This is a genomic window from Variovorax sp. ISS6 (assembly GCF_056523145.1).
The window spans coordinates 4,842,244-4,854,560 of the sequence record NZ_JAWRZC010000001.1 but is presented as its reverse complement, the minus strand read 5'-3'; the positions used below and the strand labels follow the sequence as shown (position 1 = coordinate 4,854,560).

Sequence of the window (12,317 nt, the reverse complement as noted above, 5' to 3'; positions counted from 1 at the left end):
CGAGGACGGCGCGAAAAAACTGAGGGGATCGCGTTTCTCGTCCGACCTCCTGGATGAACCCGCTCGGCGACGAGCGCCTTCCATCCTTCGAGCCTGTCCAGACCCATGAGCCTTTCCCGATTCCGCGCCGCCGGCGCGCCGACCTTCGCGCTGCACACGGCGCTGCATGCCGCGCTGGCCCTCGGCGCGTTCGCCGCCGCCGCGCTGCCCGAGGCGGCGCGCGCGCAGGCGCCCGACGAGATCCGCAGCTTCAGCGTGCCCGCCGGTCCGCTCGATGCCGCGCTCGACCGCTTCGCGCGCAGCGCGGGCGTCAACCTCAGCTACGACCCGGCGCTGGTCGCGGGCGCCGTCACGCGCGGGCTCGAGGGCCGCCACGGCATCGCCAGCGGCCTGGCCGCGCTGCTGGCCGGCAGCGCGCTCGAGGCCGTGCCGCGCCAGGGCGGCGGCTTCTCGCTGCGCCGGGTGGAGACGCGCGCGCCCGTGGTCCCCGGCGCCGGCGGCGCGGCGCTGGCGCCGGTGACGGTCACGGCCGCCGGCCCCGCGGCCGACGTGCTCGCGGCGCCCTACGCGGGCGGGCAGGTGGCGCGCGGCGGCCGGCTCGGCATGCTGGGCACGGCCGACATCTTCGAGACGCCGTTCAGCACCAAGGCCTACACGGCCGAGCTGATCCGCAACCAGGGCGCGCGCAACGTCAACGACATGGTGGCCAACGATCCCTCGATCCGCACCAGCCTGTCGGCCACCTCGCCGCTCGACCAGAGCTCGATCCGCGGCTTCCTCACCAACAGCGACGCCTACCTGTTCGACGGCCTCGAGGGCCTGTTCGCGTACAGCAACATCCCGATCCAGCACTACGAGCGCCTCGAGGTGCTCAAGGGGCCCGCGGCCGGGCTGGTCGGTGCCTCGGGCTACGGCAGCACCACCGGCGGCAGCTTCAACCTGGTGCCCAAGCGCGCCACCGACACGCCGGTGCGCTCGATCACGCTGTCGGCCAACCAGCGCTCGCTGCTCGGCACCCATGTCGACCTGGGCCAGCGCTTCGGCGCCGACCACCAGTTCGGCGCGCGCATCAACCTCAGTGCCGAGGACGGCCGGGTCTACGACGGCGCCGACCGGCGCCTGGCCGCGGCGCAGATCGCGCTCGACTACCGCGGCGACCGCTTCCGTGCCGTGCTCGATGCCGGCTACACGCGGCGCACCTCGTCGCCGCTGTTCAACCACTGGCTGCTGCAGGCCGGTGCCGCGCTGCCGCCGCCGCCCGATCCCAAGGTGCATCCCAAGCCCTCGTGGGAGATGCTCGAGGTGCGCCAGCCCTTCGCGCTGCTGAGCGCCGAGTGGGACTTCGCGGACAACTGGACCGCCTATGCGCGCTTCGGCAAGTTGCGCGAGACCGCGCCCGAGCGCCGCTACATCGACCAGACCACCATCAACGGCCTGGGCCAGGTCAGCTACAGCAGCGCCTCGAGCCTGCTGTGGACGCAGTCCAACCAGGTGGCCGACGTCGGCGTGCGCGGCAGCTTCTCGCTCGGGGCGACCAAGCACAAGCTCGCGCTCAGCGCCGTGTCGCAGCGCCAGCAGCTGCTCGACATGCGTTCGCAGTCGCTGCCGCTGCCCCAGCGCGTGGTCGGCAGCATCTACACGCCGAACCTGGTGCCGAATCCCTTCGCTTTCGGCGTGCCGGTGGTGCAGGGCGTCGACAGCCCGGCGCTCGACCTCGACAGCCTCGCGGTGGCCGACACGATCTCGGCCTTCGACGAGCGCCTGTTCGTCACGCTGGGCGCGCGCCACCAGCGCATCAGGAAGCTGCCCTACGACCAGTCGAAGACCACGCCCACGGTGGCCGCGCTCTACAAGTTCGACAACGGCATCTCGGTCTACGGCAACTACGCCGAATCGCTGGCCCAGGGCGCGGTGGCGCCGGCCGGCGCGCGCAACGCGGGCGAGCAGCTCGCGCCCTATCTGTCGCGCCAGCACGAGTTCGGCCTCAAGTGGGACCGCGGCAGCCATGGCCTCACCGTCGCGTACTTCGACATCCGCAAGGCCACGGCCTTCGTCGACAGCGACAACTTCTTCCGCGCCGCCGGCCTGCAGCGCAACAAGGGCGTGGAGATCGAAAGCTTCGGCGAGATCGGCAAGGGCCTGCGCCTGCTGGGCGGCGTGGCCTGGATCGACGCGCGCATGTCGAAGACCGCGGGCGGCGCGAGCGACGGCAGGAAGGCCATCGGCGTGCCCGAGTTCACCGCCAACCTCGGCCTGGAGTACGACGTGCCGGCCGTGCCCGGCCTCACGCTGACCGGCCGCTACATCTATACCGACAGCGCCTGGGTCGACCTCGCCAACACGCAGCGCGTGCCCTCGTGGAAGCGCATCGACATCGGCGCGCGCTACGCCACGCGCGTGAACGGCGTGGCCACCACCCTGCGCGCCGGCATCTCGAACCTGCTCGACGACAACTACTGGACCATCGCGGGGCGCAACTTCATCTCGGTGGCGCCGCCGCGGACCTGGCAGGTGCAGGCGAGCTTCGATTTCTGAGGGCGTTGGAGTTCTTCAATTCGGGTATCCGGACGCGAAGGACGCGAAGATCACGCGAAGGGCGCGAAAGAACACCCAAAGCATTTCTGGATTTCTTTCGCGCCCTTCGCGGAACCTTCGCGTCCTCTGCGTCCGGTTCCCGTATTCAGTGCTGCTGAACCTTCAGGTCGTCGTCGATGTGCGGATCCGGCGGCTGCCCGCGCAGCCTGCGCACCGTGCGCCGGATCCAGTGCTCGATGTCGTCGACGTAGGTGAACACGGCCGGCACCACCAGCAGGCTTAGCACCGTCGAGGTGATCAGCCCGCCGATCACCGCCATCGCCATCGGCGAGCGGAAGCTCGAGTCGGCGGCGCTCCAGCCGAAGGCGATCGGCGCCATGCCGGCGCCCATGGCCAGGGTGGTCATGATGATCGGCCGCGCGCGCTTGTGGCAGGCATCGAGCAGCGCCTCCCAGCGGTTCATGCCATGGTCGCGGCGCGCCACGATCGCGTACTCCACCAGCAGGATCGAGTTCTTGGTCGCGATGCCCATCAGCATGATCAGGCCGATCAGCGAGGGCATCGACAGCGCCTTCTGCCCCAGCAGCAGGCCGACGAAGGCGCCGCCCAGCGCGAGCGGCAGCGCGCACAGGATGGTCACCGGGTGCAGGAAGTCCTTGAACAGCAGCACCAGCACGATGTAGATGCACAGCACGCCGGTCAGCATCGCCAGGCCGAAGCTGTTGAACAGCTCGGTCATCACCTCGGCGTCGCCGACCTCGGTCACGCGCACGCCCGGCGGCAGGTTGCGGATCGAGGGCAGGGCCATCGCGGCGTTCTTGGCGTCGCCCAGGCCGACCGAGGAGAGCTCGATCTCGAAGTTGACGTTGCGCGAGCGGTCGTAGCGGTCGATCACGGCCGGGCCGCCCTCGACCGTGAGCTGCGCCACCTGGCCCAGCATCACCGGGCCGCGGCTGCCGGGCACGGTCAGCCGTTCGAGCAGCGCCAGGTCCTGCCGCGCGCTGTCCTCGAGCTTCACCAGGATCGGCACCTGGCGCTGCGCGAGGTTGAGCTTGGGCAGCGACTGGTCGTAGTCGCCCAGGGTGGCCACGCGCAGCGTCTCGGCGATGGCGCTGCTGGTCACGCCCAGGTCGGCGGCGCGCGCGAAGTCGGGGCGCACGGCGATCTCGGGCCGGATCAGGCTCGCGGTCGAGGTGATGTTGCCCAGGCCGGGGATGGTGCGCAGGTCGCGCTCCACGTCGCGCGCGGCGCTCACCAGCGTGGCCGGGTCGTCGCCCGACAGCGAGAGGATGTACTTCTCGCCCGAGCCGCCCAGGCCCACCGTGCTGCGCACGCCGGGCAGGGTCTCGAGGGCGCGGCGGATCTCGTTCTCGATCACCTGCTTGCGCGGCCGGTCGCCGCGCGGGTCGAGCTTCACCGTCAGCGTGGCCTTGCGCGTCTCGGGCGTGCCGAAGTTCGCGAACGGATCGCCGCCCGCGCTGCCGCCGCCCACGGTGGTGTAGACGCTGCGCACATGGCGGATCTTCATCAGCCGGTGGCGCGTCTCCTCGGCCGTGGCCTGCGTCTGCGCCAGCGTGGCGCCGGGCGCGAGCGAGAGGTAGACCTGGGTCTGCGAGTTGTCGTCGGGCGGGATGAAGCCGGTCTTCAGCAGCGGGATCATCGCCAGCGAGCCGAAGAAGAACAGGGTGGCCAGCACCATGGTCTTGAAGCGGTGCGTCATGCACCAGGTGACCCAGCGCATGTAGACCGACAGCCAGCGCGGCTCCTTCTCCTGGTCGACGATGGGCTTGAGCAGGTAGGCCGCCATCATCGGCGTGAGCACCCGCGCCACCACCAGCGAGGCGAACACCGCGAGCGAAGCGGTCCAGCCGAACTGCTTGAAGAACTTGCCGGCCACGCCGCTCATGAAGGCCGTGGGCAGGAACACCGCGATCAGCGTGAAGGTGGTGGCGATCACCGCCAGCCCGATCTCGTCGGCCGCCTCCATCGCCGCGTCGTAGGGCGACTTGCCCATGCGCAGGTGGCGCACGATGTTCTCGACCTCCACGATCGCGTCGTCGACCAGGATGCCGATCACCAGCGACAGCGCCAAGAGCGACACCACGTTGATCGAGAAGCCCAGCAGGTGCATGCCGATGAAGGCCGGGATGGCCGACATCGGCAGCGCCACGGCCGAGACGAAGGTGGCGCGCATGTCGCGCAGGAACAGCCACACCACCAGCACCGCGAGGATGGCGCCTTCGTACAGCAGGTGCAGCGAGCCGTCGTATTCCTCCTGCACCGGCTCCACGAAGTTGAAGGCCTCGGTGAGCTCGATGTCGGGGCGCTGGGCCTTGAGCTCGTCGAGCGCCTTGTGCACCAGCGCGCCCACCTCCACCTCGCTGGCGCCGCGGCTGCGCGCCACCTCGAAGCCCACCACCGGCTTGCCGTCGAGCAGCGCGGCCGCGCGCGGCTCGGCGATGGTGTCGCTGATGCGCGCCACCTGGTCCAGGCGCACGCGCCGGCCGTCCGACAGCGCGATCTGCATCGCGTTGAGCTGGTCGGCCGAGGTCACGGTGGCGAGCGTGCGCACCGGTTGCTCGCTGCCCGAGAGGTCGAAGCGGCCGCCCGCGCTCTCCACCTGCACCTGGCGCAGCTGGCGCGAGATGTCGGCGGCGGTGGCGCCGAGCGCCTGCAGCTTGTTGGGATCGATGTCCACGTGCACCTGGCGCGTGACGCCGCCCACGCGCGAGACCGCGCCCACGCCGGGCTGCGCCAGCAGCTTCTTGCTCACGTCGTTGTCGACGAACCACGACAGCGCCTCGGCGTCCATGTGGCTCGAGGCGATGGTGAAGGCCAGCACCGGCTGGGCCGCGAAGTCGAGCTTGGTGATGACCGGGTCGCGCACGTCGGCCGGCAGGTCGGCGCGCACCTTCTGCACCGCCGAGCGCACGTCGTCCACGGCCTCCTGCACCGGCTTCTCGAGCCGGAACTCGACGATCAGCGTGACCGCGCCGTCCTGCACCTTGGTCGTGATGTGCTTGAGGCCCTGCACGGTGGCGATCGAGTTCTCGATCTTGCGCGCGACGTCGTTCTCGAGCTGCGAGGGCGCGGCGCCCGGCAGCGAGGCCGAGACGGTGACGGTCGGCAGGTCGATGTCGGGGAAGTTCTGCACCTTCATCGCGTTGAAGGACAAAAGCCCGCCGAAGGTGAGCAGCACGAACAGCATCACCGCCGCGATGGGGTTGCGGATGGACCAGGCGGAAACGTTCATGGCGGTTTCTCCGGGGCTGGCTTACTTGCCGTTGCCGGCGGACGGCGCGGCCGGTGCCGATGCGGCGGCGGCCGGGGCGGTCGCTGCGGCATCGACCACCTTCACCAGGTCGCCGTCGTTGAGGAAGCCCGCGCCCTGGACCACCATGCGCGCGCCCTGCGGCAGCGCGCTCGTGATCTCCACGCGGTCGCCCACGCGGCGGCCGGTCTGCACCTTGAGCTGCGAGACGCGGTTGTCCTCCTTCAGCAGGAACAGGTTGTTGAAGCCGTCGCGCGGCACGATCGCGCTCTGCGGCACCGTGGGCGCGCTGCTGCGGCCGAGTTCGAAGTCGCCGCGCGCGAACATGCCGGCCTTGATGCCGGTGTTCTGCTGCACCGGCGGCAGGTCGACGTAGATCAGCGCCGCGCGCGTCTGCGGATCGACCGTGGGCGCGATGCTGCGCACCTTGCCCTGCACCTGCGCGCCGCTGGCGCCCACCACGAACACCGGCGTGCCGAGCGCGATGCGCGCGATCTCGGCCGAGGTGACCTCGGCGCGCCATTCGAGCCGGCCCTGGCGGATCAGCCGGAACAGCTCGGTGCCCGCGGCCACCACGCTGCCCACGGTGGCGCTGCGCGCGGAGATCACGCCGTCGTCGGGCGCCAGCACCTGCGTGTTGCGCCCGCGCACCTGCTGCGCCGCGAGCACCGCCTCGGCGGCCTCGACGCGCGCCTTCGCGGTCTGCTCGCTGGTCTGGTACTGGTTGATCTGCTGCTGGCTCAGCGCGCCCGTGGCCTGCAGGGTGCGTGCGCGCGCCGCGTTGCCTGCCGCGTCGGCCGCGGTGGCGCGGGCCTCGGCCAGCGAGGCCTTGGCCTGCGCGATGTCGGCCTGCACCGTCTCGGGCGAGAAGGTGGCGAGCACCTGGCCCTTCTTCACCGCGTCGCCGACGTTGACGCGCACCTCGGCCAGCCGCAGGCCGTTCGACTCGGAGCCCACGCTGGCCTCCTGCCAGGCCGCGACGTTGCCGTTGGCCGCGAGCGTCACCGCGAGCTCGGTGGCCTCGGGCTGGCCGATGGTGACCGTGAGCACGGGGCGCGACGCGGCGGCCTTGCCGTCCTTGGCGGGCGTTTGCCGGCCTTGCGGCGCCGGTGCGTCGGCGGGCTTGCCGCGGCCGAACAGGAACAGTGCCCCGGCGACGGCGACGGCGGCGACGACGACCAGGACGACGATGAGGGTGGTGCGGGAGGGGCTTTTCATGGCGACGTCGCGACCTTGGCGGCCGGGGTGGAAGAGCGGTGGATGGTGAGGGTGCGGCCCGGCGTGGTGATGATGGTCACGGGGGGGCGCTTCGGCGCGGCTTCGGCGGCGGCTGCCGCGGTGCCCGGGCGGGTCCAGCCGCCGCCCATGGAGCGGTACAGCGCGACCCAGGCCTCGGCGCGCTCGCGCTGCAGCGAGACGCGCGCGGTCTGCGCGCTGAACAGCGTGCGGCGCGCATCCTCGAGCTCGAACAGGCTCGCCAGGCCGCTGTCGAAGCGCGCCTGCGTGGCATTGAACGAGGCCTGGTAGTTCTGCACCGCGGTGTCGGCGTCGCCGGTGCGCGCATCGGTGGCGTCGAGGTTGACCAGCGCCTCCTCGACCTCGCGCACCGCCTGGCGCACGTTGGCGCGGTAGAGCGAGACGGCTTCGGTGTAGCGCGCCTTGGCCGCGTCGGCATTGGCCGCGCGCGCGCCGCCGTCGAGCAGCGGCACGGTGAGCGCCACCGGGCCGACGGTCCAGGTCTCGATCGATTCGCGGAAGCCGCTGACGCGAAAGCCCGTGCGGCCGATGTTGCCGGAGATGGTGAGCCGGGGATAACGCTCGGCCTCGGCCGAGCCCACGTCGGCGCTGGCCGCGGCCACGCCGAGCTCGGCCGCGTAGACGTCGGGCCGCTGGGCGATGGCGTTGGCCGGCACGCTGTCGATGCGGCCCACGGCGGGCAGCGCGCGCTGCGCGGGTGCCGCGGCGAGCCGGGTCTCGAGCTCGGTCTCGGCGATGCCCGTGAGCGCCACCAGCGCCTTGCGCTGCACCGCGCACTGGGCGCGCTGCTGCGTCAGCCGGCCCGAGGCGTCGGAGGCGCTGGCGCGCGCGAGCGCGGCGTCGGCCGGCGCGGTGAAGCCGGCGCGCATCGACAGGTCGGTCAGGCGCGCGGTCTCGCCGCGCGAGCGGGTGTCGGATTCGGCCACGCGCAGCTGCTGCTGGCAGGCGCGCTCGGCGAAGTAGGCGTTGGCGGTCTCGGCCGCGACCGAGACGCGCGCCTCGTGCCACTTGGCATCGGCGCTGCGCTCGCGCTGCACGGCCGCGTCGCGGTCGGCGCGCAGGCGGCCGAACAGGTCGATCTCCCACTTGGTCTGCAGGCCGGCCTGCAGCGTGGTGATCGGCGTGGTGGCCGAGGTGCTGCCCGAGCCCGAGCCGGCGCCGCCGCTGCTTCCCGATGGCGTGCCGCCCGTCAGCCCCGCGGTGCCCCGGCTCGCCGAGCCGGTCGCATCGAGGCTGGGCAGCAGCGCGGCGCCGGCCTGCACGCGGGTCGAGCGCGCCTCGGCCAGCCGCGCCGCGGCGCTCGCCACGTTGGGGCTCGCGCCCTCGGCGGCCGCGATCAGGTCGACCAGCAGCGGATCGTCGAGCTGGCGCCACCATTCGGCCAACTGGGCGAGCGAGCCGCCGTGCGGCAACGGCGCATGCCATTGCGCGGGGGCGGGCGCGCCGACCGCGGCGGGCGGCCGGGTCAGGCCGCAACCGGCGAGGCCGGTGGCCAGGCCGAGCCCGAGGCCTGCCTTGAGGCAGAGGATGGCGATCGGTCTTGGAACTCGTCTCATGCTGTCTTTCTCCCGGAGCGGGATGGAGGGCGGGGCGCCCGCGCGCGCGCGGGCGGCACCGGTTCGGCGGCGCGGCGCCGCGCCTCGGCCTCGACCAGCGCCACCGCATAGCCGGCGAGGCGCCGGGCCCAGGTGTCGACGGCGCGCGGCGTGCGCAGCAGCGCGGGACGGATCGCCTCGATCACGTCCTGGCTCACGAACAGCTGCATCGCGAGGCCCGTGATCGCGAAGGTCAGCCGGTGGATGTCGTCGTCGGCGCGCGCCACGCCGAGATGGCGGCACAGCATCGCCGCGATCGCGCGGTGCGGGTCCTTGATGTCGCGCTCGAGCTCCTTGGCCCACAGGCTGGTGGGCTCGAGCATCTCGCGCATGTGCAGGTGGATGCACTGGCGCACCACCTCGCCCTGGTCGAAGGGCTCGACCATCTTGGCGAAGAAGATGCGCAGCGATTCCTCCAGCGACAGGCCGGGCGCGGCGTAGAGCGCCACGAAGTCGCCCGCGTTGCCGCCCATGGGCTCGCTGAAGGTGGCGGCGTAGAGGCCGGCCTTGTCGCCGAAGTAGTAGCTGATGGCCGAGATGTTGACCCCGGCCTCGCGCACGATCTCGCGCGTGGAGGTCTTGGCGAAGCCCTTCTGCGCGAACAGCCGCAGCGCGGTGTAGAGCAGCCGCTGGCGCGCCTCGGCGCCGTCGCTGCGGGGCGCGCGCGGGGTCGCGGCGGGCGCGGCGTTCTTGCGCGCCGGCACCGTCGAAGGAGGAGCCGTGGACTTCATGCGGGCGATTACACCATGCCGGAAATCAAACGATTGATTAACTTAGGCCGGCCTGAGCCCATGCTGAAGGCCTCCTGAAGAAAGGAGCGGCGCGGGCCGGTCGGACACGAGGGCGCGGGTGGGACGCGTTGGGGGCGGGAAGGGCGCCCGTGCATTCTGACCCGGCCGCGCCGCCCGGCGATGCCGGATTTGTTGCGGATTGATGCAGGCTACGATCCGCGCATGCCTGCCCCTACCGCCGCCGCGCCCTCCGCCCTGCCGCTCGATGCCGACGGCATCCTCGCGCTGGCCGCGCGTTCCATGTTCCACCTGTTCTCGCGCATGAGCCAGGGCATGTTCCTGGTCGACCGCAGCGGGCGCATCGTCTGGGTCAACGAAGGCTACCGGCGCTTCCTGCCCGCGCTGGGCTTCTCGTCGATCGACCAGTTCCTCGGCCACATGGTGGAGGACGTGATCCCCAACACCCAGATGCGCCGCGTGCTCGATAGCGGCGAGCCGATCCTGATCGACCTGCTGACCAACAAGGCCGGCACCTTCGTCGTGAGCCGCATCCCGCTGCGCGAGGAGCGCGCCGACGGCGCGGGCGAGGTGATCGGCGCCATCGGCATCGTGCTGTTCGACCAGCCCGAGACCACGCTGCAGCCGCTGATCAGCAAGTTCGCGCTGCTGCAGCGCGACCTCGACGATGCGCGGCGCGAGCTCGCGAGCCAGCGCAACAACCCGCTCTACCAGCAGGCGGCCGAGGGCCAGCGGCGTTCCAAGTACACCTTCGCGAGCTTCATCGGCAGCAGCCCGGCCGCGGTCGAGGTCAAGCGCCATGCGCGCCGCGCGGCGCAGTCGGCGAGCCCGGTGCTGCTGCTCGGCGAGACCGGCACCGGCAAGGAACTGCTCGCGCATGCGATCCATGCCGCCTCGGCGCGCGCCAGGGGCCAGTTCGTGAGCCTCAACATCGCGGCCGTGCCCGACACCCTGCTCGAGGCCGAGTTCTTCGGCGTCGCGCCGGGTGCCTTCACCGGCGCCGACAAGCGCGGGCGCGAGGGCAAGTTCAAGCTGGCCGACGGCGGCAGCCTGTTCCTCGACGAGATCGGCGACATGCCGCTGGGCCTGCAGGCCAAGCTGCTGCGCGCGCTGCAGGAGGGCGAGATCGAGCCGCTCGGTTCGAACAAGCTGATTCCCTTCGACGCGCGCGTGATCGCCGCCACCTCGCGCGACCTGCCCGAGCTGGTGCGCCGCGGCCAGTTCCGCGAGGACCTCTACTACCGCCTCAACGTGCTGCCGCTGCGCGTGCCGCCGCTGCGCGAGCGGCGTTCCGACATCCCGGCGCTGGTCGAGGCGCTCGGCGAGGACATGGCGCTGCGCAGCGGCGAGGCCCCGCCCGAGCTCACGCCCGATGCGCTCGCGCTGCTGGCCGGCCAGCACTGGCGCGGCAACATCCGCGAGCTGCGCAACGTGCTCGAGCAGGTGACCATGCGCAGCGACTCGCAGCGCATCGACGCGGCGCAGCTCGAGCGCATCCTGCGCGAAGCCGGCCTCGAGCAGATCGCGCAGCCCGCCGCGCTGCGCGACGCCCACGATGCCGACGAGGAGGCCGCGCTGCTGCGGCCGCTCGCGCAGCAGGTGGCCGAGCTCGAGCGCCGCGCGATCGGCGCGGCGCTGGCGGCGACCGGGGGCAACAAGCTCGCGACCTCGCGGTTGCTGGGCATCTCGCGCGCGACCTTGTACGAGCGCATGACGAACCAGGCGGATTGACCCGCGCGCCGAGCGCGGACCACGAAGGAGGAGAGCATCGATGAAGGGCTTGTTGACGCGATTGAAGGGGGCGCTGGGCCGGCCGGCGCCAGGCCGCGCCGAGGAGGCCGGGCAGGGCGAGCGGGTCCTGGTCAACGCCTACTGCACGCGCGCCGATGTACCGGCGCTCGAGTTTCCCCATGCCCTGCAGGGTCGCCGCGATCTGTCGGACCCCGAACTCGCGCCCCACCTGGCCGGTTTCGTCGGCTACGTGCTGAGTCGCGGCGACGGGACGATGTCGCGCAACCGCTATCACGTGATGCGTCATGTCCAGCGCGTGCGCCAGCACCTGAGCCTGTCGCTCGACGAGGGCATGCTCGATGCGTTGTCGGACTGGGCCGTGCGCGCGAACGCGATCGTGTTCCTGCCCGACGGCAGCATCCGCGATCCCCGGGGGCGCATCCTCTTGTCGGCGGCGGGCGAGGAGCCCGATGGCGAAGCCGCGCTGCCCTATCCGGCCGAGGCCTGGGAACGCAAGGCGCGCACCGAGGCAGCGCTCGCGGCGCGGGGCATCGAGGTCCCGCGGCACCTGCCGCCGCTGGTCTGCGAGCCCGAGCTGCGGCTGCGCGCGCCGCAGGAGATCGCGGGCCGGGCCTTCGCGCTGCTGGCGGTATCGGCGCGGGCCGAGTCCCTCGCGAGCAAGGAGCCGCTGGCGCCAGAGGACCTGTTCGAGCGGCTGCCTTCCGCACGGGCGCACCTCACGCCGGCGGAGCAGGCTTTCCTCTCGGCCCCCGAACCGCTGGCGTCCGATGTCGTCCAGTTCGGCTGGCGCTACGAGTGCCTGTATCTGCTCGAGTGGGCGATGGGCCTGGTCGATGCGCTGCCTTTTCCTGGCGCGATCTGCGACGTGCCGCTCGCCGCGCGCACGATGCTGGAAGCCCGCGACCTGCCGGGCGCGCTGCGTTCGCTGCGCATGCGCGGCGAAGGCGAAATCCTCGATGCGCTCGACCTGCACTACCGCCTGCACTGGCGCGTACGCCAGGCCGGGCTCCAGCAGGTCCCCGTGCCGCCGGAACTCGATGCGGGCGTGATCGCCGAGCGGCATCGCGCCTTGAACTGGCTGGTGCGCTTCGAGGACCGCGAGTGGGACGAGGTCGACACGCCCACCTGACAATGCGGCCTCCACCCACCTCCGAACCT

General features: G+C 72.0%; 7 protein-coding genes. 3 read left to right on the top strand and 4 right to left on the bottom strand.

Annotated features, from left to right (window positions below; all coding sequences use genetic code 11):
* The first annotated feature begins 105 nt into the window (after positions 1–105).
* On the top strand, positions 106–2,535 hold the full coding sequence (locus tag AC1HIL_RS22575) for a TonB-dependent receptor (RefSeq protein ID WP_479670039.1): 2,430 nt from the start codon (positions 106–108) through the stop codon (positions 2,533–2,535).
* A gap of 145 nt (positions 2,536–2,680) precedes the next feature.
* Here AC1HIL_RS22575 and AC1HIL_RS22570 read toward each other — a convergent pair whose 3' ends face one another.
* From AC1HIL_RS22570 to AC1HIL_RS22555, 4 genes are read right to left on the bottom strand one after another with little or no spacing between them, the layout of a single operon-like run.
* On the bottom strand, positions 2,681–5,788 hold the full coding sequence (locus AC1HIL_RS22570; RefSeq protein WP_261212746.1) for an efflux RND transporter permease subunit: 3,108 nt from the start codon (positions 5,786–5,788) through the stop codon (positions 2,681–2,683).
* A gap of 21 nt (positions 5,789–5,809) precedes the next feature.
* A complete protein-coding gene (locus tag AC1HIL_RS22565; RefSeq protein ID WP_479670038.1) occupies positions 5,810–7,024 on the bottom strand; it encodes an efflux RND transporter periplasmic adaptor subunit in 1,215 nt (404 codons plus the stop codon).
* Complete coding sequence (locus AC1HIL_RS22560; RefSeq protein ID WP_479670037.1) at positions 7,021–8,619, bottom strand: efflux transporter outer membrane subunit; 1,599 nt, start codon at positions 8,617–8,619, stop codon at positions 7,021–7,023. Before AC1HIL_RS22560 ends, AC1HIL_RS22565 begins: the two co-directional genes overlap by 4 nt.
* On the bottom strand, positions 8,616–9,389 hold the full coding sequence (locus AC1HIL_RS22555) for a CerR family C-terminal domain-containing protein (protein WP_479670036.1): 774 nt from the start codon (positions 9,387–9,389) through the stop codon (positions 8,616–8,618). The genes AC1HIL_RS22560 and AC1HIL_RS22555 overlap by 4 nt, the downstream gene beginning before the upstream one ends.
* A 222-nt stretch (positions 9,390–9,611) precedes the next feature.
* Here AC1HIL_RS22555 and AC1HIL_RS22550 point away from each other — a divergent pair, with 222 nt between their 5' ends.
* Together AC1HIL_RS22550 and AC1HIL_RS22545 are read left to right on the top strand one after the other, a co-directional pair.
* Positions 9,612–11,138 (top strand): sigma-54 interaction domain-containing protein, encoded by a 1,527-nt coding sequence (locus tag AC1HIL_RS22550; protein ID WP_479670035.1) that lies wholly within the window; start codon positions 9,612–9,614, stop codon positions 11,136–11,138.
* Positions 11,139–11,178: 40 nt separating this feature from the next.
* Complete coding sequence (locus AC1HIL_RS22545; protein ID WP_479670034.1) at positions 11,179–12,288, top strand: DUF4272 domain-containing protein; 1,110 nt, start codon at positions 11,179–11,181, stop codon at positions 12,286–12,288.
* Positions 12,289–12,317 lie beyond the last annotated feature (29 nt).

Bases quoted from the DNA above. Each gene is read 5' to 3' on its own strand.
- AC1HIL_RS22575 (WP_479670039.1), top strand. From the start codon at position 106: ATGAGCCTTTCCCGATTCCGCGCCGCCGGCGCGCCGACCTTCGCGCTG.
- AC1HIL_RS22570 (WP_261212746.1), bottom strand. From the start codon at position 5,788: ATGAACGTTTCCGCCTGGTCCATCCGCAACCCCATCGCGGCGGTGATG.
- AC1HIL_RS22565 (WP_479670038.1), bottom strand. From the start codon at position 7,024: ATGAAAAGCCCCTCCCGCACCACCCTCATCGTCGTCCTGGTCGTCGTC.
- AC1HIL_RS22560 (WP_479670037.1), bottom strand. From the start codon at position 8,619: ATGAGACGAGTTCCAAGACCGATCGCCATCCTCTGCCTCAAGGCAGGC.
- AC1HIL_RS22555 (WP_479670036.1), bottom strand. From the start codon at position 9,389: ATGAAGTCCACGGCTCCTCCTTCGACGGTGCCGGCGCGCAAGAACGCC.
- AC1HIL_RS22550 (WP_479670035.1), top strand. From the start codon at position 9,612: ATGCCTGCCCCTACCGCCGCCGCGCCCTCCGCCCTGCCGCTCGATGCC.
- AC1HIL_RS22545 (WP_479670034.1), top strand. From the start codon at position 11,179: ATGAAGGGCTTGTTGACGCGATTGAAGGGGGCGCTGGGCCGGCCGGCG.